Genomic DNA, 25,831 nt, shown 5'->3' with positions numbered 1-25,831 from the left:
ACACGGTGCGGGCTAATCAGAGTGTTGGCGGAGCGTCTACTAGTGCAGTATGGGCGGCAGGGGAACATCCGCGACCGTTCCCCCGGCCACAATCGAGAGCACATAAAGCAGATAAATGGCTAATACCAACAGGGCGAGGAATGAACCGCTGGCAAAGACTCCTGCAACCGCGGCGTCGGGATAAGCTTCGACTTGTTCTTTCTTGAAGGTGTCTTCTTCGTTACGGGTTGTCTTCACAACCCGATCGCCTGGAAGCCGGTTTTTTTCAGCTTCCTTCGATATCTTATCCGCGAGATCTCCTGCGATCACGGGATCCTCCGGAAGATGACTCGCAAGCCATCCAGGAATATTTTCGCTCCCGCCCATGCCCATACGCAATTGAGATACTGCAAGTTGTAGCTTTCGGCAATCGTTTCCCTCATGAGAGGCAAGCAGATCAGACTTAAGTCCCTGCGGAAAGACAGTTTGAATCAGACCAAAGTCCGAGTAGCACAGTGATCGGATGCGTCTCACCTGGCGATCAGCTTGAGCGGTGTAGCCCAAACTGAACACATCGAGGAAAATGGTGGGCGATGACGGGCTCGAACCGCCGACATCTTCGGTGTAAACGAAGCGCTCTACCAACTGAGCTAATCGCCCGCTCCGGGCCGGACCTTTAAGCAGTTAGGACCGGCTTCGCAAGGCCAAATGAGCGGCCAGTGGCTTGGCCGGGAGCCGGTTTCGGCAACAAAGTTCGGCTTGTCAAAAAACCTTCTGCTGTTTGCTGTTATGCTGTCCGGGTCCGCTTGACACCCGGTGGCTTACCCCTTATCCACCGCCCCAACGACGAACACGGCTGACACGTGCTCGTCCATGCGCGGGTGTAGCTCAGTTGGTTAGAGTGCCGGCCTGTCACGCCGGAGGTCGCGGGTTCGAGCCCCGTCACTCGCGCCATTTCTCCTTTGGGGTCACGTCCCCTGGTGTCGGAGAAATGTCGACGTTGATTTGTCAAAAACCGTCGTCGTTCATGATGTAATCCATACGGTCTCACCCCTCGGCGAGCAGCGCCTCGACCTCCTGCAGCGTCGGCATGGACGGCGCGGTGCCCGGGCGCGTCACCGAGATGCCTGCGACGGCGCAGGCGAAGCGCACCGCTTCCAGAGGTTCGATCCCCCTCGACAGCGCGGCAGCCAGGCCGCCGTTGAAGGCGTCGCCCGCGCCTGTGGTCTCGACCACCGGGCCGGCGGCGACCGCTGCGACATGCTCGGAACGATCGGCCGTGTGCAGCAGCGCACCGTTTTCGCCAAGCGTCACGATGACTGCCCCAACGCCCTTCTCAAGCAGGCTGTCGGCGGCACGGCGGGCGTCGTCGATCGAGGACACCTTGATGCCGGTCAGTTCCTCGGCCTCGGTTTCGTTCGGCGTGACATAGTCGCAAAGCGTGTAGATGCGGTCCGGAAGCCTGGCCGCGGGCGCCGGGTTGAGGATGGTGGTCACCCCTGCCCCGCGCGCGATCTCCAGCGCCCGCAGCGCCGCCTCGATCGGCTGTTCGAGCTGGGTGACGAAAACGCCGGCCGCGCGGATCAGGCCGGCATTTGCCTCGATATCGGCGGGCGAGATCAGCATCGCCGCACCCGGACTGACGATGATCGCGTTGTTGCCGCTCGTCTCCTCGATGAAGATATAGGCGGCACCGGTGTAGCTTTCCGGTGTGTCGATGACGGCGCTCTTCACGCCGGCGTGCGACCAGGTCTGTCTCGCCATATCGGCAAAGGGGTCGACGCCGAGGCGGGTAAGGAAGGTGACGTCGGCGCCGAGCCGGCCGGCCGCCACCGCCTGGTTCGAGCCCTTGCCGCCGGGGCCGAGCGTGAAGGACGTGCCCAGGATCGTCTCGCCCATGCGCGGCTGGCGGGCGGCGCGGTAGGCCGTATCGGCGACGAAGACGCCCAATATGACAACCGGCTTCATGACGATCGGATTCGCCGGCATCCCGCTACTCCGCATCCGGTGGCACGACGCCCTTGCGGAACGCAAAACAGCCATAGAAGCGGCGCTCGCCGGTCTGGATGACGCAATAGGCCTTCTTGGCGCGTTCGTAGAAGGCGTAGCGCTCGACCGAGATCATCGGCCAGGCCTTGCCCTCGGCGGCATCGATCTCTTTTTGCACTTCCTTCTGCACGGCGGGAATGTCGTCCGGCTTGCCGACGATCTCCATGCGCGCGGCGGCATCGTCGACGAAGGTGTCCAGCGGATAGAGCGACAGTACCGCCTTGACCACGTCGGCCGCCGACGCATCGATGCGCAGCAGCCGGCCAAGCACGGTCTGGCGCGCCACCGAATCGGACGGGAAATTGGTGTCGGCGATAATCAGATCGTCACCGTGGCCCATCGCCCGCAGCGCCTGCAGCACATCGGCATTGAGCAGCGGATTGATTCCTTTGAGCATGGTATTCCTCGCGAAGTTTGCTGGGGCGAAATCAGAGACGCTTGCCGGTCTCTGCGTCGAAGAGATGCACCTGGTCGAGCCGCGGTTTCAGGTGCAGTGTGTCGCCCGGCTTGAAGTCGTGGCGCTCACGGAACAGCGCCACCATCTCGCCCTCGCCGAAGCGCAGGAACACCAAAGTCTCGGAACCGGTCGGCTCGACCACCGAAATCTTCGCCGGAACACCATCGGGATGGATTTCGAGATGCTCGGGCCGCACGCCGTAGACGACATTACGGCCATCCTCGACGGCACTGGTCGCCGCAATCGGGAACGGCGTCCCGGCGATCTCGACGACAGGCTTGTCGCCCTTGCGCACGACGCCCTTGAGCAGGTTCATCGAGGGTGAGCCGATGAAGCCGGCGACAAACAGGTTGGCCGGCCGGTCGAATAATTCCAGCGGCGCGCCGACCTGTTCGATGCGACCGTCGCGCATCACCACGATCTTGTCGGCCATGGTCATCGCCTCGATCTGGTCGTGGGTGACGTAGATGGTGGTGGTCTTCAGCCGCTGGTGCAGTTCCTTGATCTCGGTGCGCATCTGGACACGCAGCTTGGCGTCGAGATTGGAGAGCGGCTCGTCGAAGAGGAACACCTGCGGGTTGCGCACGATGGCGCGGCCCATGGCGACGCGCTGGCGCTGGCCGCCAGAGAGCTGGCGCGGATAGCGCTTGAGGTAGGGATTGAGGTCGAGGATGTCGGCGGCGCGCTTGACCCGCTCAGTGACCACCGCCGGGTCGGTTTTGCGCAGCTTGAGAGCAAAGGCCATGTTCTGCTCGACCGTCTTGTGCGGATAGAGCGCGTAGTTCTGGAACACCATGGCGATGTCGCGCTTGGCCGGCGGCAGATGGTTGACGATGCGCTCGCCGATGGCGATGGTGCCGCCGGAGACCGTCTCCAGCCCGGCCACCATCCTCAGCAGCGTGGACTTGCCGCAGCCGGAAGGCCCGACCAGCACCACGAACTGCCCGTCGGCGATGTCGACGCTGACATCGTGCAGAACCTTGACGGTTCCGAACGCCTTGGCCACATTGCGGATCGCGACTTGAGCCATCATTCCCCCTTCAGTTGCCGTGAAGCTAAACAACGCAAACGGCGAGGGCAAGTCAGTCTCTTATAGATAAAAAACCCATTCACGTTGACACCGCACTTCGTTGTGCGAATAGTGACAGTGTCCGGCTTATGACCCTGTTCCGGGCGCACCGGTACGCTTGTCCGGCACTGAATGCCAAGCGTCGCGGGAGGGAGAATTCGGGCCGCTATTTACCGGAGTCGCTGTCGTTGGGGAACATAATCGGCGCTCCACCATCTGAACCAATTCACAATTGACCTTCTGGGAGGAACGAAATGAAAGTCAGCCTTTATAACCAACTTGTCCGCGCCGGGGCCACCCGCCGCGACGTGCTGAAGGGAGCGGCCAGCATGGCCGCCCTCGCGGCGGCCTCAAGCGCCGGACTTGGTGCGCTGACGCGCACGGCTGCGGCCGCCGACGACCTGCGCGCGCAGATCCTGCAGATTCCGGGTGTCGGCAAGGGTCAGCCGACCGATGCCGACTTCCAGCAGGTCGGCGAGCTTTGCCTTGGCGCCACCAAGGCCAATGTCAAGGAAGGCGAATTCGCCGGTGTCGAACTCACCTTCATGGGCCTCAACAACCAGAACCTGCACAATGTGCTGTTTCGCGGCTTCCTGAAGCCGTGGGAGACCTATACCGGCGCCAAGATCAACTGGATCGACCTGGCGCAGGCTGACTACAACGCCCGCCTGCAGCAGTCGATCGCGACCGGCACCGTCGATTTCGACATCATCGAAATGGGGGCACCGTTCGAAGGCGACGTCTGCGGCAAGGGTCTCACCTCCGAGATGCCGGACTGGGTCAAGGACCAGATCGACATGAAGGATGTCGTGGCCTATCTGCAGCCGCCGGTGGGCACATGGGACGGCAAGCAATATCGCGTGACCGTTGACGGCGACGCACATAATTTCAACTACCGCACCGACGTGTTTGCCGATGCCGACCTCGCCAAGGCCTGGAAGGACGGCGGCGGAGAAGGCGAATGGGGCGTGCCGAAGACCTGGCAGCAGGTGCAGGCGGTGACGAAGTTCCTCAAGGGCAAGCAGGTGAAGGGCCAGGACGTCTTTGGCTATCTCGATGCGCCCAAGCCCTGGGGCGGTTTCGGCTTTTATTTCCTCGGCAGCCGCGCCAGCGCCTACGCCAAGCATCCCGATGACAAGGCCTGGCTGTTTGATGCCGACACGATGAAGCCGCGCGTTAACAATCCGGCATGGGTGCGGGCGATCCAGGACGTCATCGATGCCCTGCCCTCCGAACCTGCCGACCAGATCAACGCCGACCCGAACACCACCGCCTTCCAGCAATTCCTGGCAGGCACCGGTTCGATGGTTACCTGGTGGGGCGACGTCGGTTCGAACGTCAAGACCAACGATTCCTCGGTCGTCGGCGACATCACCGGCTTCTCGATCCTGCCGGGCTCGGACGATGTCTACAACTCCAAGACCGGCCAGTGGGACAAGCTCGCCAGCGGCCCGAACCATGCGCCGAACTGCGCCTATCTCGGCTGGGGCGTTTACGTCATGGCCCGCGTCGACAGCGACGAAAAGAAGAAGAAGGCGGCATGGTCTGCCGCTGCCCACCTCGGCGGCAAGGACCTGTCGCTCTGGTGCGCGGCCTATCCGTCGGGTTTCCAGCCCTATCGCAACTCGCATTTCAACATTCCGGAATGGGTGGCGGCGGGCTACGACGAGGCGTTCATCACCTCGTATCTGAAGTCGGAAGCCGACAGCTACAACCATCCAAACGCGGCGATCGAGCCGCGCATCCCCGGCATCTTCCAGTACTACAGCGCCGCCGAGGACATTTTGGCCAACACCTTTGCCGGCAAGATGAAGGCGCAGGAAGGCGCCGACGCCATCGCAGCCGCCTGGGAGAAGCTGACCGACCAGATCGGCCGCGACAAACAGGTCAAGCTCTACAAGGCATCGCTCGGCATGTAGGCTGAGATCGTTAAACCTGGTCCGGCGGCGCACAGCCGCCGGACATCCGCTTTACCGGCCCGGCCTCGATCGGCTCGGCCGGTCATCGAGCCTCCTGTGAACAGGCAAGACGCGTGGCTGACCGGACCCTGGCTGACCAGACTTTGTCGACAAGTGAATGGCCGGCAGGCGCCGTGCCATCCGACCTGATTCCGCGGAGCCGCAAACGGCTTGGCTGGGCGCTGATGGCTGCTGCGACGCTCGGCCTTCTGGCGGTGATCGCGCTGCAAATCCTCTACAAGAGCGAGGTCGACACCATCGGCTTCGACACCTGGCGGCCGGTGGTCTACGCCTACGTGCTGTGGGGTGTCGCGCTCGGCATCGGCCAGGTGCTGACGCGCGGCGAGGACGGCCAGCGCGCGCTGTTCCTGCTGCCGGCGCTGCTGTTTACCATTGCCATGGTGATCTTCCCGACGCTGTTCGGCTTCTACATCGCGCTGACCGACTGGAACCTCAGTTCCTTCAGCGGACGGCAGTTCAACGGGCTCGACAATTTCTGGCAGATGCTGAACGACGCCTATTATCGCAACGCGCTGTTCAACATGGTGCTCTACGTGCTGGCGGTGTTCGTCGAATATGTCATCGCCTTCGGCCTGGCGCTGCTGCTCAACGCGCAGATTAGGGCACGAAAATTCTTCCGCGTCGTGTTTCTCATGCCGCTGATGCTGTCGCCGGTGGCGGTGTCGTGGATGATCGGCAAGTCGCTGATGGAATACCGCTTCGGGCCGGCCGCGACACTGGCACGGCATCTCGGCTGGGAAAACCCGGCCTTCTTCTCCAACCCGATCACCGCCCGCATCTCGATCATGGTGCTCGACGCGTGGACGTTCATCCCGTTCATGATGATCATGCTGCTCGCCGGCCTGCAGGCGATGTCGCGCGAGGTGCTCGAGGCAGCGCGTGTCGATGGCGCCACTGCCTGGCAGACCTTCTGGCAGGTCACCTTCCCGCTGATGCTGCCGGTGTCGGTGACAGCGGTCATCCTGCGCATCATCTTCAAGCTGAAGCTCGCCGATATCATCATCACCGTCACCTCCGGCGGGCCGGGCGGCGCGACCGATTCGGTGTCCAGTTTCATCTACCGCGAATATCGCGACCGTTCGAACGTCGGCTACGGCACGATGCTGGCGATGGCCTATTTGATCATCATCATCGTGTTCGTGACCTGGCTGCTGAAGTTCGCCAGCCGCTTCGTGCGCAACGTCAACTGATCGGGCCGGCAAGATGAGCGTTCAGACCACCGACTATGCCGCTTCCGAAATTCGCTCGCCGGCGAGCTTCGTCGCCAACCGCGTCTTCATCTACGGCGCGCTCATCTTCTGGGCCTTCATCTGCCTGTTCCCGATCCATTGGACAATAACCACTTCGTTCAAGACCGCGGTCGACGTCACCCAGGGCCATCTGATCCCGTTCGTCGACTTCCGGCCCGACTGGAAGGGCTGGCGTTCGCTCGGCCTGTCGCCGGACTCGATCTTTCGGACGTCGACGGTGCGCGACGAATTCATCAAGCGTTTCATGAATTCGGTCATCACTTCGGTCGGTGCGTCGACCCTCGCCATCGTCATCGGCAGCCTCGCCGCCTACGGGCTGACCCGCTATCGTTACAAGTTTGCCTGGTTCAGGAACGAGGATATTTCCTTCTTCTTCCTGTCTCAGCTGATCCTGCCGCCGGTGGTTTTGGCCTTGCCCTTCCTCGTGCTTTACCGGGAGGTCGGCCTGCTCGACACACGCGTCGGGCTGATCCTGCTCTATACGCTGATGGTGCTGCCGATCGTCATCTGGATCATGCGCGACCAGTTCAACTCCATACCGGTGGAGCTGGAGGAGGCAGCACTCGTCGACGGCCTGTCGATCTGGGGCGCCTTCTTGCGCATCGTCATGCCGATCGCGCTGCCGGGCATGGTCGCCGCCTTCATCCTGGCGATGGTGCTGTGCTGGAACGAGTATTTCTTCGCAGCGCTTTTGACCTCGACCGACGCAAAGACCATTCCTGTCATGGTGGCCAGCCAGACCGGCTCACAAGGCATCAACTGGTGGTCGATGGCAGCGCTTGCCACCGCCGCCATCACGCCGCTCGCCGTCATCGGCATCGCGCTCGAGCGTTACCTGATCATGGGCATGACAGCGGGCGCGGTGAAATAACTGCGCCGGCTCTCCCTTCTCCCCTTGTTGCGGGAGAAGGGAAAAGCGCGCTAACCCGAAAGTGTTGCTCGCAAATGCTCGAGGATCATGGCAACCCCTTTTTGCCCCAATTCCGCCGAAGCTTCGGGCGCACTTGCCGTGTACCAGCCGGTGTTGTCGGCGAAGCGGCCGGCATCCACCGCTTCCGGGTACAGCGCCAGCATCAGCGACGTCTCGCCGGTGCCGGCATGGTCGAACGGGTACCGGCTGTGCATTGAAGCCGGCATTAGGGGATGCACCTGCACCCAGTTGAAGAAATTGCTGCCCTCGGCGTGCTCGGCATAATAGTCGGCCATCGCCGCAGAGCCCCACCAGCCTTCGCCACGTTCTTTCTCCAGGAAGCGGAAGATCGCCTGCCGGCCGGCGGCCTTGAAGGCGAGATCGGTTGGCATGCCGGCGGCAAAATTTTCGGTCTGGTGGTGAATGATGGCGTGGATGTTGCGGAAGCCGATGCGCAGCAGGCTATAGAACAGTTCTTCCGCAAATGGCGCCAGCACATTGCCGCCGACCTGCAGCGAACCACTGCCCTCCGGTGCTGCAACAGCATAGCTCGCCGCGCCGTAATAGAAGGGCGGCAGAATGACGATCTCGGCTTCTTTTTCGAACAGTTCCAGGCTCTTGACCACCGCCAGCGTGTCCATGCCGACGGCCATGTGCTCGCCGTGATATTCAAGCACACCCAGCGGCAACACGACCGGCCGGTTTTCGGCGATCACCTTGCGTATCTGATGCGGCAGCATCAATTCGTAGCGCATGACACCTACTCCATATTGGTGTGGCGGCCGCGCATCGCTCCCGGCGAGACGCCGGTCAGATCCCTGAGCTTCAGCACCATCACTTCGAAGAGGACGAACAGCGCGCCTTCGAAAACCGAGCCCATCGGCAGGACGGATGTCTTTTCGGGCCCCTGGTCGTCGGCCATGGTCTGAGCCGGGATAAGCAGTGTGAGGTCGGCCAGCTTCGCGGCAGTGCTGTCGGCTTGCGCGGTGAGCAGCAGGACGGTGGCACCGACCTCGCGCGCGACCTGCATCAAGGTCAGCACCGTCGACGTCTCACCCGGGCCGGAACTGGCGAGGAAGACATCGCCCGCGCCCAGCGGCGGCGTGGTCATGTCGCCGACGACCGACACCGGCAGACCGAGATGATAGAGCCGCATGGCAAAACCCTTGACCTGCAGCGCCTCGCGGCCGCAGCCATAGGTGACGATCTTTTTCGCACCGGCCAAGATGGCGCAAGCGGCGTCGATGCGGCTTGCGTCGATACGCTCCAGCACGGTGCCAAGCTCGTTCAGCGCAATCCCAAACAGGTTTTCGCCGGCGTCCGTCATGACATTTGCACCAGCTTGCCGGTGCCGGAGAACCATTTGAATATCTCAGTCACCTTTGCCCCGAACGGCTTGTTTTCATTCATGCTATCACCGCGAAAATCGGTGTCCAACGACACGCAGTGCTTTTGATGCGCTACAGCCGTGATAGTGTCACGGCAAATCCAAATGAGGAAACGGCAGCATATGAAGACACGGCATTTCGACCGCATCGGTAATGGCGGCATCAATTTCACCGAGCTCGGCTTCGGCACCGCGCCGCTCGGCAATCTTTACCGCGCCGTCTCCGATGAGGATGCCAATGCTACGCTGGAGGCGGCATGGCGGGTCGGCTGCCGCTACTACGACACCGCGCCGCTCTATGGGCTGGGCCTAGCCGAAACGCGGCTCAATCCGTTCCTGCGTTCGAAGAAGCGCGACGGCTACGTGCTGTCCAGCAAAGTCGGGCGCATAATGCGCGCCTGCCCGCCGGAGCAGCGCACCGGCATCGGCAAGTTCTTCGACACGCCGTCGCGCCGCGAGGTCTACGATTACAGCTATGACGGCGTCATGCGCTCCTTCGAAGCCTCGCTGGAACGGCTCGGCGTCGACCGCATCGACATCCTCTTCGTGCACGATGTCGACATCTTCACCCATGGCAGCAAGGAAGCCTCGGACCAGCACATCCAGGAATTCATGAGCTCCGGCTACTACGGATTGCTGGCATTGCGCGACCAGGGCGTGATCAAGGCATTCGGCGGCGGCATCAACGAGTGGCAGGTTGCCCAGACGCTGGCCGAGCGCGGCGATTTCGATCTGTTCCTGCTTGCCGGGCGTTACACGCTGCTGGAGCAGGAAGCGCTGCAGTCTTTCCTGCCGCTATGCCAGCAACGCGGCATCGGCATCGTTCTCGGCGGGCCTTACAATTCCGGCATCCTGGCAACCGGGCCGAAGCCTGGCGCCTACTACAATTATTCGGAGGCGCCGCAGGACATCATCGACCGCGTCACCCGCATCGAGGCGGTCTGCAAACGCCACGGCGTGCCCCTGATCGAGGCGGCGCTGCAGTTCCCGCTGCTGCATCCTTCCGTCGTCTCGGTAATCCCCGGCGGCCAGCGGCCGGGCGAAGTCGAAAGCAATCGCTCGCTGCTCGACGCGAAGCTGCCGTCGGCGCTGTGGACCGATCTCAAGAAAGAAGGCTTGATGCGCACGGACGCGCCGACGGCATAGCGCCGCCTTTTCCATCAGAAAAGAAAAACCGGATATGCCGGCTTTTCTTTTCTCTGAAAGACTTAAGGAGGCGCCTAGTTGACCGCGTCCTTGAGGCCCTTGCCGGCCGAGAACTTCGGCACGGTGCGCGCCGGGATCTTCACTTCCGCACCGGTCTGCGGATTGCGGCCGGTCGACGCGGCGCGTTTTGACACGGTGAAATTTCCGAAGCCGACAAGCCGGACATCGCCGCCCTTTTTCAGTTCGCCGGTGATCACGGAAAACACCGCATCAACCGCCGACTGCGCGTCACCCTTCGAAATACTCGCGGCATCGGCGACAGCGGACACCAGTTCGTTCTTGTTCATAAAAATTCCCTTCCATGAGAAAACCGGAACACTCGACTCATCCGGCAGGAAACGGACTTTAGAAAGAAGCGCTCCGGCAACCAAGTCGAAAAGCGCCGGGAAAGTCGAAAAAAGCCCGGAAATCCGCGGTTCTTCACATGAAAAAGCCGGGCTCAAGGCCCGGCTCTCTCTTTGTGCATTGCAACTTTAGCAAGCACTAATGCGCCAGCGATTTACCAGCCTCGTCTCCGACATCGACCACGGCTGGCGCATTGACGGGTTCGACCCACTGGATCGGTTCCGGCATGCGCACCAGCGCATGGCGCAACACTTCGCCAACCCGTGAGACCGGAATGATCTCCATGCCGCTCTTCACGTTCTCCGGAATCTCCGCCAGATCCTTGGCGTTCTCTTCCGGAATCAGCACCTTCTTGATGCCGCCGCGGAGTGCGGCAAGCAGCTTTTCCTTAAGGCCGCCGATCGGCAGCACCCTGCCGCGCAGCGTGATCTCGCCGGTCATCGCCACATCGGCCCTGACCGGGATACCGGTCAGCACCGAGACGATCGCCGTCGCCATCGCCACGCCAGCCGACGGTCCGTCCTTCGGGGTTGCACCCTCCGGCACGTGGACGTGGATATCGCGCTTGTCGAACAGTGGCGGCTCGACGCCGAAATCGATGGCCCGCGAGCGGACATAGGACGCCGCCGCCGAAATCGATTCCTTCATCACGTCGCGCAGATTGCCGGTCACGGTCATGCGGCCCTTGCCGGGCATCATGACACCTTCCACCGTCAACAGCTCGCCGCCGACTTCCGTCCAGGCGAGCCCGGTGACCACGCCGACCTGATCGTCGCTCTCGACCTGGCCGAAGCGGAAGCGCGGAACACCAAGGTAATCGGCAAGATTGTCCGCCGTGATGTTGATCGTCTTCTTCTTCGTCTTCAGGATCTCGGTCACCGCCTTGCGCCCGAGCTTCATCAGCTCGCGCTCCAGGCTCCTGACGCCCGCTTCACGGGTGTAGGTCTGGATGATGCCGCGGATCGCGTCCTCGCCGACGGAGAACTCCTTCGGTTGCAACGCGTGGTCGCGGATCACCTTGGGCATCAGGTGACGCTTGGCGATCTCGATCTTCTCGTCCTCGGTGTAGCCGGCGATGCGGATGATCTCCATGCGGTCCATCAAGGGCGCAGGGATGTTCAGCGTGTTCGCCGTCGTCACGAACATCACGCTCGACAGGTCGTATTCGACCTCGAGGTAATGGTCCATGAACGTCGAGTTCTGCTCGGGATCGAGCACCTCGAGCAAAGCCGATGACGGATCGCCGCGGAAATCCTGGCCCATCTTGTCGATCTCATCGAGCAGGAAGAGCGGGTTGGATTTCTTCGCCTTCTTCATCGACTGGATGACCTTGCCGGGCATCGAGCCGATATAGGTGCGGCGGTGACCACGGATCTCGGCCTCGTCGCGCACGCCGCCCAGCGCCATGCGGATGAACTCACGGCCGGTCGCCTTGGCGATCGACTTGCCGAGCGAGGTCTTGCCCACGCCGGGAGGTCCGACGAGGCACAGGATCGGCCCCTTCAGCTTCTTCTGGCGGCTCTGCACAGCGAGGTATTCGACGATGCGGTCCTTGACCTTGTCGAGGCCGAAATGATCGGTATCGAGCACATTCTGGGCAAAGGCCAGGTCCTGCTTGACCTTGGAGTTCCTGCCCCACGGGATCGACAGCAGCCAGTCGAGATAGTTGCGCACGACGGTCGATTCAGCCGACATCGGCGACATCGTCCGCAGCTTCTTCAGCTCGGCTTCCGCCTTTTCGCGGGCCTCCTTGGAGAGCTTGGTCTTCTTGATCCGCGCCTCGATCTCGGCGGCCTCGTCGCGGCCGTCCTCGCCCTCGCCGAGCTCCTTCTGGATCGCCTTCATCTGCTCGTTGAGGTAGTATTCGCGCTGCGTCTTCTCCATCTGGCGCTTGACGCGCGAGCGGATGCGCTTCTCCACCTGGAGCACCGAGATTTCGGCTTCCATGAAGCCCATCGCCTTTTCCAGCCGTTCCTTGACGGACAGCGTGGCGAGCATCTCCTGCTTCTCGGGGATCTTGATGGCAAGATGCGAGGCGACCGTGTCGGCGAGCTTGGAATAGTCGTCGATCTGGCTGGCAGCACCCACCACTTCGGGCGAGATCTTCTTGTTCAGCTTGACGTAGTTCTCGAAGTCGGTGACCACGGAACGTGCCAGCGCCTCGACCTCGACCTCTTCCTCCTCCGGTTCGACCAGCGCCGCAGCACGGGCCTCATGGAAGTCGGGACGGTCGGTGAACGCGACGATTTTCGCGCGCGAGGCACCTTCGACCAGCACCTTCACGGTGCCGTCCGGCAGTTTCAGCAATTGCAGCACATTGGCGAGCGTGCCGATGTCAAAGATGGCATCGGGCTCCGGATCGTCGTCGGCGGCATTCATCTGGGTCGCGAGCAGGATCTGCTTTTCCTGACCCATCACTTCTTCCAGCGCCTTGATCGACTTTTCACGCCCGACGAAGAGCGGAACGATCATGTGCGGGAACACCACGATGTCGCGCAGTGGGAGGACTGCGAAGACGCCGTCGCTGGGAGCCTTGGATAATTTGGCCATTGTCCAACCTTTCATGTCGCGGCCGCCAATCGGCCAACCGCGAATCTCATATTAACGACCGGGGATCGTTCCGCCTACCACCGTTTGTGACGGGAGTTTTACAGCACAGAATTCGGCACCACGGCCTTCCGCCTTTAGTTGGAGGCACAGGGGGTAAAGATCAAGGGTCAACACGGTCCGTCCCTCCAATCCACAGCCACTACGCGGCGCCGTACGCGGTGTGCGACAGCAAAACGGCGCCCTGCGGCGCCGTTTCAGAAAAATCCATTGCCGGCTCACGTCAGGCGCTGACGTTGCCCTTCTTTTCCTTCTGCTCGGAATAGATGTAGAGCGGCCTGGCGTTGCCTGACACCACCTCTTCCGAAATAACCACTTCGCGCACGCCTTCCAGTGCCGGCAGCTCGAACATGGTGTCGAGCAGGATCGCTTCCATGATCGAACGCAGGCCGCGTGCGCCGGTCTTGCGCTCGATGGCGCGCTTGGCGATCGCCGACAGCGCGTTCTCATGGAAGGTCAGGTCGACATTCTCCATCTCGAACAGCCGCTGATACTGCTTGACCAGCGCGTTCTTCGGTTCGGTCAGGATCTGGATCAGCGCCGGCTCGTCGAGATCCTCCAGCGTCGCCAGGACGGGCAGACGGCCGACGAACTCGGGAATGAGGCCGAACTTCAACAGATCCTCAGGCTCGACCAGGCGGAAAACATCGCCGGTGCGGCGATCCTCGGGCGAAGCGACGATGGCGCCGAATCCGATCGAGGTCTTCCTGCCGCGATCCGAGATGATCTTGTCCAGGCCGGCGAAAGCGCCACCGCAGATGAACAGGATGTTGGCGGTGTCGACCTGCAGGAATTCCTGCTGCGGATGCTTCCTGCCGCCCTGCGGCGGCACGGAGGCGACGGTGCCTTCCATAATCTTCAAAAGTGCCTGCTGCACGCCCTCGCCCGACACGTCGCGGGTGATCGAGGGATTGTCCGACTTGCGCGAGATCTTGTCGATCTCGTCGATATAGACGATGCCGCGCTGGGCGCGCTCGACATTGTAATCGGCCGACTGCAACAGCTTCAGGATGATGTTCTCGACGTCCTCGCCAACATAGCCGGCCTCGGTCAACGTCGTCGCGTCGGCCATGGTGAAGGGGACGTCGATGATGCGGGCCAGCGTCTGCGCCAGCAACGTCTTGCCGCAGCCGGTCGGGCCGATCAGCAGGATGTTCGACTTCGCCAGCTCGACGTCGTTGTTCTTGCCGGCATGGGCGAGGCGCTTGTAGTGGTTGTGGACGGCCACCGACAGCACGCGCTTGGCGTAAGGCTGGCCGATGACGTAGTCGTCGAGAACCTTGAGGATTTCCTGCGGGGTCGGTACGCCCTCGCGCGACTTCACCATCGAGGTCTTGTTCTCCTCGCGGATGATGTCCATGCACAGTTCGACGCATTCGTCGCAGATGAACACCGTCGGCCCGGCGATCAGCTTGCGCACTTCGTGCTGGCTTTTGCCGCAAAACGAGCAATAAAGCGTGTTCTTGGAATCACCGCTGTTGTTGCCGACCTTGCTCATTTTCATGTCCTTTCATGGCCGCCCGCCGATGGTCTGGTTGAAAGGGCGCATATTCAATCTATCGCGGGAATCCGCCGCCGCCAGTGCCCCGGCTCCCGCAACGCATTCCGTACGAAACACAAATCGGAAAACGGGGCAATGATTCGAACAACCCCACGCAAAGCTAAGCCGTCGAAAATCAACATAGCCTTAACGTAGGCAATTGCACCCGTCGAGGGAACAGCCAATTGTGGCCGAAATGCCGCAAGCTGCGCCAAAAGCGCGTGATCCCGCCACTCATTGCCACCGCGGGGCCACCGCGGGCCTATAAGGCAATACCTTCGACCGGCTCACGTGACGAAATGACCTTGTCGATGAGGCCGAAATCCCTGGCCTCGTCGGCAGTCATGAAATGGTCACGGTCGAGCGTTTTTTCAATCTCATCATAACTCTTGCCGGTGTGCTTGACGTAGACCTCGTTGAGGCGGCGCTTCAGCTTGATGATGTCCTGGGCATGGCGCTCGATGTCGGAAGCCTGGCCCTGGAAACCGCCGGAAGGCTGGTGGACCATGATGCGGGCGTTCGGCGTGGCAAAGCGCATATCCTTGTGGCCCGCCGTCAAGAGCAGCGAGCCCATCGAGGCGGCCTGACCGATGCAGAGCGTCGACACCGCAGGCTTGATGAACTGCATGGTGTCGTAGATCGCCATGCCGGAGGTGACGACGCCGCCGGGCGAGTTGATATAGAGGTTGATTTCTTTCTTCGGATTCTCCGCCTCGAGGAACAGCAGCTGCGCGCAGACCAGCGTCGCCATGCCATCCTCGACCGGGCCGGTGATGAAAATGATGCGCTCCTTGAGGAGCCGCGAGAAAATGTCGTAGGCCCGCTCGCCGCGATTGGTCTGTTCGACCACCATCGGAACGAGGTTCATGTAGGTTTCGACGGGGTTCTTCATGGACTATCCCTTTTTGAGGATGGGATTCCGGCGCCGGAGATTTGCAATCGGGCAGAATCGGTTCTGGATCGTTATTGTGTAAATAGGATGCCGGCTCACCCTAGCGCAAGGCCGCCTCTCCTAGCCACTTGGTTAAAACGAATCAAGCTTGCCGGACGGTGCCCGGAGGACGCGGCACGGATCCTGGTGGATTGACTTCACCTCTTTGATCCCACGGTTTCGCGCGGCCATGGTGGCACTGGCGTCGCTCGCAACGCGAAGGGCCTGGAATGTCGTATCGGGCGAGGAAGATTGACTGCGTTCCCGGGACGGCTAAGTAGCTGCCTCCGCAGGATTAAGCAGGCATTACCTGGCCCAACAGAAGCCGAACGCGCAACCACTCACTGATACTTTTTGCGAGACCGCGAAGGAATTCGACTCATCGAGTGCGATACGGATCAGCCTTGACCTGTCGCGGGGCCGGAACATGTTCTGAAACTCGTCCGGCAAGGCGTCGGCGACCGACAGAATCTTTTCGACTGTTCCTCTTGCACGCTCGGTTCCGTTACCCACGTCGACCGCCATTCCTTCGCGCAGCGAAAACAGATAGTTGTCCGGCAGATAGGCGAGGACGTAGGACTTGCCGCCGTCGATCTGTAGAAGCGGATCGCCGAACCGCAGCACCTGGCCAGGGACCGGCACCTTCGCGCCAACGACCCCCTCCGTGACCGAGCGGATGTTTCCGCCGTCATATATGGCCTTTACCTCATCCATAGCCTCGCCCGATCTCGCACGGAATTGCGCCACCAGGGCGAGTTCGGATTTGGTCGCTTGCAATTGACCGGTCAGATCAGCCAGATGTTCGGCGGCCTGGAAGCTGCCACGAACGGCTTCGTCCTTCGTCGAAGTCGAGACGATGCCTGCCGTGATGATGGTGTCGATTCTCGCAAGTGTCGTCCTGGTTTCACGCGCTGTCCGCTCGGCCAGCGGCATCACGGACTGGATCGCTTCGTGTCGGCTGTGGAGCTGGCCCTCGCGAACGGCGAGTTCACCCTGTCGCAACAGCAGCTCCGCGATCTCCTTGACCATGTCGAACGATTGAAGCTCGACGAGCAATGTACCGGGCTCGACCTTGTCTCCCGCCTTGACAAAGACATGCGTTACCTTGGCCGGATAGGCGGCATCGACGGCATACCGATCCTTCAGGACAATACCGTCCGCTGACAAGACGACCGCATCACCAATGAGGTAGTAGACGATCGAAGAGGAAAACAAACCGAGGAGAGCGAGGTAAACGATGCGACCCCAACTTCCCACACTCGCGCGCTGCTGTTTTCCCAGATTGTCCACTCGGACGTGTTTTCGAATGTATTTCATCTGAAGCTCGTTCTCTACCAGGGCCGCTCTAGCCGAACTTTGATCGGCGTGTAGTTGTCGCGATGTGAACCTGAGAACACCCATTCATCGATATAGGCGATCAATCGAACGGGTCTCATCACATAGGTCATGAACAGAGAGTAGCCGGGCAGGAACCATATGCTTCGCCAGAACCCCTGCCGCTCGGTGGTCCAACTGGCCAGCGCCAGCACAAACACGTCGAGAACCAGGAGGCCGCACTGCATGCCGATGAGGATCGCGGGCGTGAAAGAGCCGTACTGGAGGGCAAGCCAGACGAGATAGAGCGGGAATATCGCGGCACCAACGACGTTGAAAAGGAGGAAATCCCATTGGTGTAGGGCCTCCGGAAGCCGGAAACCCGAGTCCGAGACACGAAACAGGCGGTAGTGTTTGCGAAAGCGTAGCCAAATGGCATCGCGTTCCCAGCGCAATCGCTGGCGGATATATTGGTATGCGGTTATCGGGACGTCCGTATAGCAGATCGCATCCGGTACATAGGCCATGCGCCAGCCCGCCCGTCGCAATCTCAGCGTGACATCCAGATCCTCGCCACCGCCTACGTCGAACCCCCCAACCCCCAAAAGGGCTTTGCGCCTGAAGGCGCTGAACGCTCCCGAAATGCAAACGACCTGATCGAGAGCTCCAGCAATACGCTTTCCGACCGAAATCGACTGCAAATATTCGATCTCCTGAAACTGGGCGACGATACTCGCGTGGCCGTTGCGCGGTGCAATATCGCCGCATGCCGCTCCAACCGCTGGATCCGAAAAGGGGCCGAGAATATTTTCGATCGCGTACCGATCAAACGAACAGTCGCAATCGACATTGATCAGTATGTCGCCTTTGGCTACGCGGCACGCCAGATTGATCCCGCTCGCCTTGCCGCCCCGCAGATCCGTCGAAATGATGCGCGAGGCATAACCTCTCTTGACCAGAGCTTGCGAGACCCTGCTCATCCGATCGGTCGAACCATCACTGACAATGACAACTTCGAAGTCATTGAAAGACTGTTCCCGCAACGAGCGGACGCAGGTTTCGATGGACTCAGCCTCATTATGGCCAACCAGAATGATGCTTACATTGGGCCGTAATGGTCGCTCATGCTCAATCGAACCCGCGGCATCACGCGAACGCATGGTCACAGCGGCCGCGACGAACGGAATGATGTAACGGGGGAACTCAAAGACCAGCGTGTACCAGAAAACGGAGGCCAGGCTCGCCGTCGATTGAGCTAGCAGGAATGCAAATCCGAGTTCGAGATCATTCAACGCGAGGCTTGCCCCGTTTTGGTCGCCACCCGAGGGCGAGGGTCAAGCTTTTCGCCCAAAGACGCCTCGCAGATTGAAAGCATTGCCGATATCTGCTCCGACAATGTCTCGTCGCCCTTCGCCGTCATGATGAAATAGTCGGCGGCGGCGCCTTTGTGCACCGATCCTGTCTCCGCAAGGTAATTGCTCAGGTTTTCGATGAAGAGACGGCGCAGTTTCTCAAACACGTCCTGGCCCTTTGATTTTATGAGCGAATCTCGTGCTCCGTAACGCAATTCCGTGACCGCCAACGGCGGGCCCTTCGCTCCGGTCATGCGTGCGCGGTCGAGTTCCTGAACCAGGGATGGCGGCAACCCCAACAAGGACGTTGGCAGCTTTTTCTCCGGACTGGTGAGCAGAGACAGCGCCTGATCCGTGAGTGCGTAGGAAAAAAAGTCGATACGTTTAACGCTGTCGCCATCAGCCCGCGCATCACAATCCTGGCAGACGAATCCAACAGCCGGCTCCGATGTCGAATCCTTGCACCTCCTGCAGATTTGCGAGTGGCCGGGCTTGTCATAGTCCTTTCCATAGTGACGCAATTGCTGGCTGCATTTGGGGCAGACCAGTGCGCTTCCCTGCCGAAAATCGCCTTCAGGACGAAGAGCCGCGCAACGATAATGATGAATAAGCTCGGCCTCGAACATATCGGCCGAACGGCAGGAGGGACATTCCTCGCGAACGGTAAGCCGCCGCGACCCGCAGGCGCCGCACTCATGCACGCGGTCGAAGAAGGTCTTAAGCAGAAGTCCGCGATGGGAGAGATCTTCGGCGATCGGGATCGTCTTGGCCGCCGACGGAAAGCCCGGATAGCTTATGGAGGCCGACGTCATCGGATAGCGCTTGGCTTCGATGCTTCTGCCGGCGACGAAGGCATGCGCAAGAAAGCGCGTTTCGGGCGTATTTGTCGAACGGATGTGCGCGGCAAGCTGTTCGCGGCGGCGGCGAAAATCGAGAATGCATTTTGCCGTCTCCGCCCAAGTCGTTTGCTGCATCAGATCGAAATGTACATCCGCGAACCGGCCGGCACGGCCGCCCAGATCGATGACAGGCACCATCGCCAGCGGAATGTGGTCACGCAGGTTGTCCAGCGGCGAGTTACGCCGCTCATCGGCCAGAAGAACGGCATCGATGTCCCCTTCCGACGAGGAGTCGAACATCGTGCGGTAGATCGCCGAATGCAGAACGACCACGCGTGGGAACCATTCGACGGCAGGCTTCCAGGACAATCCCATTCTGGCCCAGAGTGCCAGGCAAAGGTCGGTGAGTTCATGGCTTGCGGTGGAAGCCGTCGGTGCCGGCAGTTGCACAACGGATTTCGGAACAAGTTCTGCGGGCATGTCGGCCTCCATTTGCCCGGCGCTCGCAAAGGAACGCCGCCACAGGTACGACTTGCAGCCTGGGTGGAGGATCCAAGGGCAACGTCACATTTACTGAAAGGATTATTGCAGGACGAGATATGCGGAAAACGCGGGATCGCATGCGACACCGGATGGCCAGCTACGTCCCCCCACGACGTTCCTGACCAGCGACCAAGTCAATCAACTCGAATACGTCAAATGTTATTCGTTGATTGTTAGCGGATGCTTAATTGGCAGCAAGAATTTGTCTGTCGGACTCAGGTAGTCGAATTAACGAAGTTTGATGAATCGCCTTTTCCACGACATGGCTTTCCCTACAGTTCAACGTTGAACCCGCTTCATGCGGTTCAAACAGGGAGAGTTCCATGACCAGGAAAGCTTCTTCCTTCGCCATTGCCGGCCTGACCATGCTCGGCACAATGTCGGAAACGGCGGCCGGCGGACGCGCGGTCGAATGCTACGAGCAGGTCAATCGGCCGGCCGTCTACGACACCGTCTACGAGGATGTGCTCGTCAGCCCAGCCGGCCAGCAGGTGGAATACGAGGCGCCAATCTACGGGACGCGCGAGCGCGTGGTGCAGATCGCGCCGGCGCGCGTCAGCTACGAGATCGTGCCCGCCATCACCCGCACCATCTACCGGTCCGTGAGGGTCGATGACGGCGGCTATTCCTGGGAATGGCGCATCATCAATGGCCGCAAGGTGCTGTGCAAGGTCAGGCACAAGGCGCGCTATGAACGCGTGGCCGAGATCGTCGTGATTGAGCCGGAACGCCGGCGGCGCGTTGTCCTGCCCGCCGAATACGAGAGCGTCGCCGAAGAGGTTCTCGTGCGGCCGGAGCAACAGCGCATCGTCGACATTCCGGCGTCTTATCAGACAGTGGCTCGCCGCGTGGTGGTCAGGGAGGGCTCATCCAGCTGGCGGCGCGTGCACATCCCACGCCACTGCCGGTACTAGCAGCCGCTCAGGCCACCTCTGCCCTGAGCCATTTCTTCAGGCCGTCGACATCGCCATTGCCGACGCAGGCCGCAACCCTTCTGCCGACTGCCGCGCCGAACTTGTAGCCGTGGCCGGAGCAGGCCGAGACGACCAGGCATCTGCCTTTCTGGTGTGCCAGAAATTTCTCGTCGGCGGTGAATGTGTAGGCGCAGGTGACCACCTCGGTGACCTTATACTCCTCGATACGGGCAAGCGGCGGCGAAAACAGGTTGCGGATCGCCTCACCCTCGCCCGGCACCGGCTGACGGTTCCAGTCGGCATCGCTGGTCGGCACCCTGTGCAGGCCCGAGCCGAATTTCATGCCGGCGCCGCCTGTCGGCGGGATTGCGTAGCCGTCGACAGTGCCGCCAATGTCGAGGACAACCGGCGCTGCCTGCCAGGCTGCCTGCAGATCCGCCGGCGGTTCGACATAGGCGAGCGCGGTGCGCCAGGTTTTCAGCTCGCCGTCCAGCTCCGGGAACAGTTTCAGCACCCAGGCGCCGGCAGCGACGACGATCCGGTCGGCCTGCATCGTTTCGCCGCCTGCCAGCACGATATGCCCGGCCTCGGCGTCGATCTCGACCACCTTGCTGTTCTCGTAGACATTGGCGCCGTTCGCGCGCAGCCACCTGGCGAGGCCGGCGGCGATCTTGCGGCAGTGCAGCGCGCCGCCGTCCGGCGAAAAATACGCATAGCGGAATGAACCAGGTTCCAGGAACGGCCAGCGTTCGACCGCGGCATCCGGCTCGAACAATTCGAACGGGTAGTTCCCGGCTTCCATGCCTTCTCGGTATTCCTCGGCCTCATCTCCCGGCTGGCGCGAAATGCAGATGAAGCCGCGCGGATCGAGATGGCTTTCGCCGAGATCGGCCCACATCTCATCCCAGGCTTCATAGGCTTCGGTGATCAGCCGGCCGTAGCCCGTTCCGGCCCGGTAGGCGCGGCGGATGATGCGGTGATGATCGCCCGAGGCGGCGAGCGGATTGGGGATCGGTCCCTGCTCGACGATCGAGACGAGGTGCCCGGCCCTGACCAGTGACCACGCCGTGGATAGCCCGGCAATGCCTGCACCGACCACGATCACATTCATGAAAACCGTCCTTCCGCAACCGCTTCGGCGGCTCACCTCACTGGAGGGCCAACATACGGTCTGGCACCAGACTGGCAAGCCGCGCTAATGATCTGGCATGACCGAATTGAAGCCGCCCTACCTTGCTTTTGATCCAGCCACGCGTCGCCTGCGGCTCGATCCGCACGAGCCGGCGTTCTTCCAGAATCCGTACGAAGCCTACGCCTTCCTGCATGGCGCATCGAACGCCTTCTTCTGGGAGGAGTTTGGTTTCTGGTGCTTTGGCGGCTTCGACGACGTCAACCGGCTGCTGCGCGATCGCCGCTTCGGCCGGCAGAACCCGGCCGGCATTCCGGACAGCCGAGGCATCGGTCAGGACCGCACGCACCTCAGCGCGTTCGACGGCATCGAGGCCAATTCGATGCTGGAGCTGGAGCCGCCTGTCCACACACGGCTCAGAACGCTGGTCAACCGCGCCTTCGTCTCGCGCCAGGTCGAGCGGCTCAGGCCACGTGTCGAGGCGCTGGCCAACGAACTGATCGACCGTTTCGAACCAGGAGGAGTCGACCTGCTGCCGGCATTCGCAGCTCCCTTGCCGATCACCATCATTGCGGAAATGCTCGGCGTGCCGGTCGACATGGGGCCGCAGCTCCTCGACTGGTCGCATCGGATGGTCGCCATGTACATGCATGGCCGCACCCGCGGGACGGAGGACACGGCCAATCGCGCCGCGCGCGACTTTTCCGATTTTCTGCGCGGCTACGTCGCCGAGCGGCGAAAGAGGCCGGGCGAGGATCTTCTGTCGCTGCTGATTGCGGCACAGGAGGACGGCCAGAAACTGTCGGAGGACGAGCTGGTATCCTCGGCCATCCTTTTGCTCAATGCCGGCCATGAAGCAACTGTCCACCAGACCGGCAATGCGGTGCGCTCGATCCTTGCGCAAGGCGGCGACCCGCGCCGCTTCTTCGCCTCACCGGAAGCAACAGCCGCGACGGTCGAAGAGTGCCTGCGCTTCGACGCGCCGCTGCACATGTTCACGCGCTACGCCTATCAGGAGGTCGAGGCCGGGCCGGGGATCATCGTCCAGCCGGGCGAGACGATCGGTCTGCTGCTCGGCATGGCCAATCGCGACCCTACTGCGTTTGCCGAGCCCCTCGCCTTCAGGCCGGACCGTGCCGACCAGAAGAACGTGTCGTTCGGCGCCGGCATCCATTTCTGCATCGGCGCGCCGCTCGCCCGGCTCGAACTGCAGGTGTCGCTGAAAACCTTGTTCGAACGCCTGCCGCGGCTCCAAATGGCCGAACAGCCGCGCTTCCGTGACACGTATCATTTCCACGGGCTGGAAACGCTTGCCGTCAGAATCTGAGGACGGCTTCCGACGACAGGCTTCGAAGCCGGCTCCGGCGAATTCCGGTCAAATAGGTAACATCTCAAGGCCGCGAGTGCCAAATAATCGCTGATCGAACGATGAAGCTACCGGAAGCAGGACCTCACACTAACAATCCCGGATGCCTATAGAAATTCGGTCATGAAGCTTGAAGAGAGACGGGATTTGAATCTTTTTGCGTCGTCTCGCGGACGATGTCGAGGAAGGCCTTCAGCACCGGCGAGGGTTGTTCATGCCGGTAGATGATTGAAGTGTCGATAGACAAGGTTCGTCCCTGGATAGGGCGATAAACGACGCCGCTCCGGCGCAAATTTTGCAGACAGGCGGGCAGCAGCGAGACGCCCAGCCCGACGGATACAAGTCCGATGATTGTCTGCTTCGGCGTCGCTTCTCGAACGATCCTCGGGCTGAACCCGGATGAACGGCACAACCCGACGATCTCGTCATAGAGGGATGGATTGATGCTGCGCGGGAACTGAATCAACGCTTCGGAGGCCAAGTCGGCTAGCGCGACCTCTGCTTCCGAGGCTAGCCGATGCGTTTCCGGCAAGGCCACGATCAGGGGTTCGACCAGTATGCTTTCGACCTTCAATGCCTTGTGAACGACGGGAGGATGAACAAAACCGATATCGAGCTGGCGTTCGGCCACAGCCCTGACTTGATTGGGAATGCGCAGGTCGGTCAGGCTCAACTCGACCTCGGGATAGCGCTTGGTGAAGCGTTGGACGACAGAAGGCACCACGCTGTAGATAGCCGCGTCGATGAATCCGACAGCAAGATGGCCGGTTTCGCCACGATCGGCTTTGCGAGCAAGCTCCACCGCCTGCTCTGTCTGCTGAAGCACGGCCCTAACCTCATCAAGGAACACACGCCCCGCCGCAGTCAGCTCGACCTTGCGCTTGGTGCGCTCCAGCAAGCGCACACCCATCGCCTGTTCCAGTTGCTGGATCTGCTTTGTCAGGGGCGGCTGTGAGATATGCAAGCGCGCTGCCGCGCGCCCGAAATGCAGCTCTTCGGCGACGGCCATGAAGGACTGCATCAGCTTGTGGTTCATCTTCAGCCTTTAATTTCCCAAATAGAATTACCCATGGCTCAAACGATATTGGACGGAAAGTATCGGAATCTGCAAAATCCGGAAAGCTGCAAAATCCGGGAGACGCGCTTTGAAAAATTCCGAGATTTCACGCCGCCAGATGCTGAAAGTGCCGCTCATCGGCGCGACGATCGCCGCGACATCTCAATCCGGTCTTGTCTGCGAGGCCCTTGCCCAACCCGTTCCAGCTTCGTCGCCAGCGCCCCCTGGCGCTTTCGCCCACAATGTCGAAGCTGTGGGCTATACCGATCTCGATCATCGCCCAGCCTTCAAAATGGCGATCAGGCAGGTTGGCGAACGTTGGTATCTCTACACTGGGCACTTCTGGCACTCCGGCTGGAGCATCGTGGACGTGACCGACCCGGCCAAGCCCGAGACGGTCAAGTTCGTGCCCTATCTCGGCACGAATACTTGGACTCTACAAATAGATTTGTCCGGCGACACGATGGTGACCGCCCTCGAAAAGCCCTTTGCTAATTTCGGCGGTGACCCCGACGCACCGTTCGGCGAAGGCGTTCTGATCTGGGATATCGCGGACCCCATCAATCCGAAACAACTCAGTCACTACCGCACCGGCGGAAACGGCACGCATCGCAACCTCTATCCCGGTGGACGTTATGTCCACCTTGCCGCCGGCATGCCGGGTTACAGGGGCAACATCTACGTCATCCTCGATATTTCGGATCGCTCGAATCCGCGCGAAGCCGGACGCTGGTGGGTGCCGGGCCAGCACGACGCCGGCGGCGAGAGCTTTGCGGCTGCGAAGCCCGCCGCCGACCAGGAGACCGCCGATCGCTACCGGTTGCGACTGAAGCCGCAATGCATGTGCGGCGCCTTCTGCGCCAGCACGGGCGAGGATGTCTCGCTGCACGGCCCGCCTTATGTCACTGGCGATCTTGTCTATTTGCCTTATGGTGCGGCGGGAATCGTTGTGCTCGATATTAGCGATGTCTCCCAGCCGAGGCAGGTCGGCGGCCTGAGCTTCAGCCCTCCGTTTCACTCGCGCTTCGGTGTGCATAGCGTGCTGCCGATTCCAGAGCGCGGCATTGCCTTCGCCAATTCGGAGAACGTCACCTATGGACTTGGTCCGATGCATCACGCTTCGATCGTCGATATTTCCGATTCCAGTGAACCCTTTCTGCTGTCGCTGTTGCCCGAACCAGTGCCACCCGAAGGCGCTCCCTATTCGGATTTCACAACTCGTGGCGGCTGGCGCGGACCGCACAACATCAACCACCACCAGCATCATCCCGACGTCCAGAAAAAAGGCGATCTGTTCTATATCGCGCACTTCAACGCCGGGCTCAGGGTCGATGACGTCTCGAATACTCGGTTTCCGCGCGAGGTCGGCTACTTCATCCCGCCGGAGCCAGTCCGACGCTACGGCCCTATGCCGGAAGACAAGCTGGTTGTTCAGACCGAGGACGTGGTCGTGGACCGGCGCGGCTTCATTTACATAACTGACAAGAACCAGGGGCTCTGGATTCTCCGCTACACCGGCCCGCGGCCGGAAACGGATCGAACGTGACGGTCACATTCACCCTGAATGAAGCCTTAGTCGGAGCGCGGAAGCGGAGGCAGTCATGATTT

The 25,831-nt window shown here is 61.1% G+C and carries 22 protein-coding genes and 2 tRNA genes; 8 read left to right on the top strand and 16 right to left on the bottom strand.

The features are described from left to right. Positions 1-39: 39 nt before the first annotated feature. On the bottom strand, positions 40-543 hold the full coding sequence (locus tag NKH93_RS11785) for a hypothetical protein (protein WP_352820086.1): 504 nt from the start codon (positions 541-543) through the stop codon (positions 40-42). Between the two features lie 20 nt (positions 544-563). Beyond that, positions 564-639, bottom strand: a tRNA-Val gene (locus NKH93_RS11780). A gap of 217 nt (positions 640-856) precedes the next feature. Between NKH93_RS11780 and NKH93_RS11775 the strand changes: the two genes are divergently transcribed. Continuing rightward, a tRNA-Asp gene (locus tag NKH93_RS11775) sits at positions 857-933 on the top strand. Between the two features lie 93 nt (positions 934-1,026). Here the strand turns inward: NKH93_RS11775 and rbsK are convergent. Genes rbsK through NKH93_RS11760 form a run of 3 tightly spaced genes read right to left on the bottom strand, consistent with a single transcriptional unit; the run spans position 1,027 to position 3,515 of the window. Next, positions 1,027-1,968, bottom strand: coding sequence for a ribokinase (gene rbsK / locus NKH93_RS11770; protein WP_352769962.1), 942 nt, complete (start codon positions 1,966-1,968; stop codon positions 1,027-1,029). A gap of 4 nt (positions 1,969-1,972) precedes the next feature. Beyond that, positions 1,973-2,425, bottom strand: coding sequence for an RbsD/FucU family protein (locus NKH93_RS11765; protein WP_352471958.1), 453 nt, complete (start codon positions 2,423-2,425; stop codon positions 1,973-1,975). 31 nt (positions 2,426-2,456) lie between these two features. Continuing rightward, on the bottom strand, positions 2,457-3,515 hold the full coding sequence (locus NKH93_RS11760) for an ABC transporter ATP-binding protein (RefSeq protein ID WP_352449436.1): 1,059 nt from the start codon (positions 3,513-3,515) through the stop codon (positions 2,457-2,459). A gap of 293 nt (positions 3,516-3,808) precedes the next feature. Here NKH93_RS11760 and NKH93_RS11755 point away from each other — a divergent pair, with 293 nt between their 5' ends. The 3 genes from NKH93_RS11755 (at position 3,809) to NKH93_RS11745 (ending at position 7,654) form a co-directional block, all read left to right on the top strand. Next, positions 3,809-5,473, top strand: a complete 1,665-nt coding sequence (locus NKH93_RS11755) for an ABC transporter substrate-binding protein (RefSeq protein WP_023674663.1) — start codon at positions 3,809-3,811, stop codon at positions 5,471-5,473. Positions 5,474-5,601: 128 nt separating this feature from the next. Then, entirely contained in the window at positions 5,602-6,723 is a 1,122-nt protein-coding gene (locus NKH93_RS11750; RefSeq protein WP_352456633.1) for a carbohydrate ABC transporter permease, read from the top strand. A 13-nt stretch (positions 6,724-6,736) separates the two neighbouring features. Beyond that, a complete protein-coding gene (locus NKH93_RS11745) occupies positions 6,737-7,654 on the top strand; it encodes a carbohydrate ABC transporter permease (protein WP_352970417.1) in 918 nt (305 codons plus the stop codon). Positions 7,655-7,704: 50 nt separating this feature from the next. On the opposite strand, the gene NKH93_RS11740 is transcribed toward NKH93_RS11745, so the two are convergent. Together NKH93_RS11740 and hxlB are read right to left on the bottom strand one after the other, a co-directional pair. Next, the gene (locus tag NKH93_RS11740) at positions 7,705-8,448 is read right to left on the bottom strand and encodes a creatininase family protein (protein WP_352471961.1); all 744 of its coding nucleotides are present in this window, start codon (positions 8,446-8,448) and stop codon (positions 7,705-7,707) included. A 5-nt stretch (positions 8,449-8,453) separates the two neighbouring features. Then, on the bottom strand, positions 8,454-9,020 hold the full coding sequence (gene hxlB, locus NKH93_RS11735; RefSeq protein ID WP_352820085.1) for a 6-phospho-3-hexuloisomerase: 567 nt from the start codon (positions 9,018-9,020) through the stop codon (positions 8,454-8,456). A gap of 183 nt (positions 9,021-9,203) precedes the next feature. Here hxlB and NKH93_RS11730 point away from each other — a divergent pair, with 183 nt between their 5' ends. Further along, positions 9,204-10,226 (top strand): aldo/keto reductase, encoded by a 1,023-nt coding sequence (locus tag NKH93_RS11730; RefSeq protein ID WP_352970414.1) that lies wholly within the window; start codon positions 9,204-9,206, stop codon positions 10,224-10,226. A gap of 74 nt (positions 10,227-10,300) precedes the next feature. Here the strand turns inward: NKH93_RS11730 and NKH93_RS11725 are convergent, their stop codons facing one another. The 7 genes from NKH93_RS11725 to NKH93_RS11695 all read right to left on the bottom strand — a co-directional run bounded on the left by NKH93_RS11725 (position 10,301) and on the right by NKH93_RS11695 (position 19,706). Beyond that, on the bottom strand, positions 10,301-10,573 hold the full coding sequence (locus tag NKH93_RS11725; protein WP_006201846.1) for an HU family DNA-binding protein: 273 nt from the start codon (positions 10,571-10,573) through the stop codon (positions 10,301-10,303). 196 nt (positions 10,574-10,769) lie between these two features. Next, positions 10,770-13,181 carry an endopeptidase La gene (gene lon, locus NKH93_RS11720; RefSeq protein ID WP_352501552.1) on the bottom strand — a complete coding sequence of 804 codons (2,412 nt, stop codon included), beginning with the start codon at positions 13,179-13,181 and terminating at the stop codon, positions 10,770-10,772. A 280-nt stretch (positions 13,182-13,461) separates the two neighbouring features. After that, positions 13,462-14,736: an ATP-dependent Clp protease ATP-binding subunit ClpX gene (clpX, locus tag NKH93_RS11715; RefSeq protein ID WP_006332719.1), complete on the bottom strand. Its 1,275-nt coding sequence runs from the start codon at positions 14,734-14,736 to the stop codon at positions 13,462-13,464. Between the two features lie 304 nt (positions 14,737-15,040). After that, positions 15,041-15,670, bottom strand: a complete 630-nt coding sequence (locus NKH93_RS11710) for an ATP-dependent Clp protease proteolytic subunit (RefSeq protein ID WP_023674655.1) — start codon at positions 15,668-15,670, stop codon at positions 15,041-15,043. A 345-nt stretch (positions 15,671-16,015) separates the two neighbouring features. After that, the gene (locus NKH93_RS11705; RefSeq protein WP_352970411.1) at positions 16,016-17,026 is read right to left on the bottom strand and encodes an HlyD family secretion protein; all 1,011 of its coding nucleotides are present in this window, start codon (positions 17,024-17,026) and stop codon (positions 16,016-16,018) included. A 14-nt stretch (positions 17,027-17,040) separates the two neighbouring features. Next, the gene (locus NKH93_RS11700; protein ID WP_352918814.1) at positions 17,041-18,315 is read right to left on the bottom strand and encodes a glycosyltransferase family 2 protein; all 1,275 of its coding nucleotides are present in this window, start codon (positions 18,313-18,315) and stop codon (positions 17,041-17,043) included. Further along, positions 18,312-19,706: a TackOD1 domain-containing metal-binding protein gene (locus NKH93_RS11695; protein ID WP_352970408.1), complete on the bottom strand. Its 1,395-nt coding sequence runs from the start codon at positions 19,704-19,706 to the stop codon at positions 18,312-18,314. Before NKH93_RS11695 ends, NKH93_RS11700 begins: the two co-directional genes overlap by 4 nt. 374 nt (positions 19,707-20,080) lie before the next feature. Here NKH93_RS11695 and NKH93_RS11690 point away from each other — a divergent pair, with 374 nt between their 5' ends. Further along, positions 20,081-20,671 carry a hypothetical protein gene (locus NKH93_RS11690; RefSeq protein ID WP_352542611.1) on the top strand — a complete coding sequence of 197 codons (591 nt, stop codon included), beginning with the start codon at positions 20,081-20,083 and terminating at the stop codon, positions 20,669-20,671. Positions 20,672-20,678: 7 nt separating this feature from the next. Here NKH93_RS11690 and NKH93_RS11685 read toward each other — a convergent pair whose 3' ends face one another. Beyond that, positions 20,679-21,782, bottom strand: coding sequence for an NAD(P)/FAD-dependent oxidoreductase (locus NKH93_RS11685; RefSeq protein WP_352614130.1), 1,104 nt, complete (start codon positions 21,780-21,782; stop codon positions 20,679-20,681). Positions 21,783-21,879: 97 nt separating this feature from the next. Between NKH93_RS11685 and NKH93_RS11680 the strand changes: the two genes are divergently transcribed. Further along, on the top strand, positions 21,880-23,127 hold the full coding sequence (locus tag NKH93_RS11680) for a cytochrome P450 (RefSeq protein WP_352970405.1): 1,248 nt from the start codon (positions 21,880-21,882) through the stop codon (positions 23,125-23,127). Positions 23,128-23,287: 160 nt separating this feature from the next. Here the strand turns inward: NKH93_RS11680 and NKH93_RS11675 are convergent, their stop codons facing one another. Beyond that, on the bottom strand, positions 23,288-24,202 hold the full coding sequence (locus NKH93_RS11675) for a LysR family transcriptional regulator (protein WP_352471971.1): 915 nt from the start codon (positions 24,200-24,202) through the stop codon (positions 23,288-23,290). Between the two features lie 109 nt (positions 24,203-24,311). On the opposite strand from NKH93_RS11675, the gene NKH93_RS11670 reads away from it, so the two are divergent. Then, positions 24,312-25,769 (top strand): LVIVD repeat-containing protein, encoded by a 1,458-nt coding sequence (locus NKH93_RS11670; RefSeq protein ID WP_352970402.1) that lies wholly within the window; start codon positions 24,312-24,314, stop codon positions 25,767-25,769. Positions 25,770-25,831 lie beyond the last annotated feature (62 nt).

Source organism: Mesorhizobium sp. M0954 (assembly GCF_040319155.1).
In the GTDB taxonomy this organism is placed as follows: Bacteria; Pseudomonadota; Alphaproteobacteria; order Rhizobiales; family Rhizobiaceae; genus Mesorhizobium.
The sequence above is the reverse complement of the archived record's forward strand: the minus strand, read 5'-3'. Positions and strand labels throughout refer to the sequence as shown.

Bases quoted from the DNA above. Each gene is read 5' to 3' on its own strand.
- NKH93_RS11755 (WP_023674663.1), top strand. From the start codon at position 3,809: ATGAAAGTCAGCCTTTATAACCAACTTGTCCGCGCCGGGGCCACCCGC.
- NKH93_RS11765 (WP_352471958.1), bottom strand. From the start codon at position 2,425: ATGCTCAAAGGAATCAATCCGCTGCTCAATGCCGATGTGCTGCAGGCG.
- hxlB (WP_352820085.1), bottom strand. From the start codon at position 9,020: ATGACGGACGCCGGCGAAAACCTGTTTGGGATTGCGCTGAACGAGCTT.
- NKH93_RS11745 (WP_352970417.1), top strand. From the start codon at position 6,737: ATGAGCGTTCAGACCACCGACTATGCCGCTTCCGAAATTCGCTCGCCG.
- clpX (WP_006332719.1), bottom strand. From the start codon at position 14,736: ATGAGCAAGGTCGGCAACAACAGCGGTGATTCCAAGAACACGCTTTAT.
- NKH93_RS11690 (WP_352542611.1), top strand. From the start codon at position 20,081: ATGACCAGGAAAGCTTCTTCCTTCGCCATTGCCGGCCTGACCATGCTC.
- NKH93_RS11760 (WP_352449436.1), bottom strand. From the start codon at position 3,515: ATGGCTCAAGTCGCGATCCGCAATGTGGCCAAGGCGTTCGGAACCGTC.
- NKH93_RS11710 (WP_023674655.1), bottom strand. From the start codon at position 15,670: ATGAAGAACCCCGTCGAAACCTACATGAACCTCGTTCCGATGGTGGTC.
- NKH93_RS11685 (WP_352614130.1), bottom strand. From the start codon at position 21,782: ATGAATGTGATCGTGGTCGGTGCAGGCATTGCCGGGCTATCCACGGCG.
- NKH93_RS11680 (WP_352970405.1), top strand. From the start codon at position 21,880: ATGACCGAATTGAAGCCGCCCTACCTTGCTTTTGATCCAGCCACGCGT.
- NKH93_RS11725 (WP_006201846.1), bottom strand. From the start codon at position 10,573: ATGAACAAGAACGAACTGGTGTCCGCTGTCGCCGATGCCGCGAGTATT.
- NKH93_RS11740 (WP_352471961.1), bottom strand. From the start codon at position 8,448: ATGCGCTACGAATTGATGCTGCCGCATCAGATACGCAAGGTGATCGCC.
- NKH93_RS11705 (WP_352970411.1), bottom strand. From the start codon at position 17,026: ATGAAATACATTCGAAAACACGTCCGAGTGGACAATCTGGGAAAACAG.
- NKH93_RS11695 (WP_352970408.1), bottom strand. From the start codon at position 19,706: ATGGAGGCCGACATGCCCGCAGAACTTGTTCCGAAATCCGTTGTGCAA.
- rbsK (WP_352769962.1), bottom strand. From the start codon at position 1,968: ATGCCGGCGAATCCGATCGTCATGAAGCCGGTTGTCATATTGGGCGTC.
- NKH93_RS11730 (WP_352970414.1), top strand. From the start codon at position 9,204: ATGAAGACACGGCATTTCGACCGCATCGGTAATGGCGGCATCAATTTC.
- NKH93_RS11675 (WP_352471971.1), bottom strand. From the start codon at position 24,202: ATGAACCACAAGCTGATGCAGTCCTTCATGGCCGTCGCCGAAGAGCTG.
- lon (WP_352501552.1), bottom strand. From the start codon at position 13,181: ATGGCCAAATTATCCAAGGCTCCCAGCGACGGCGTCTTCGCAGTCCTC.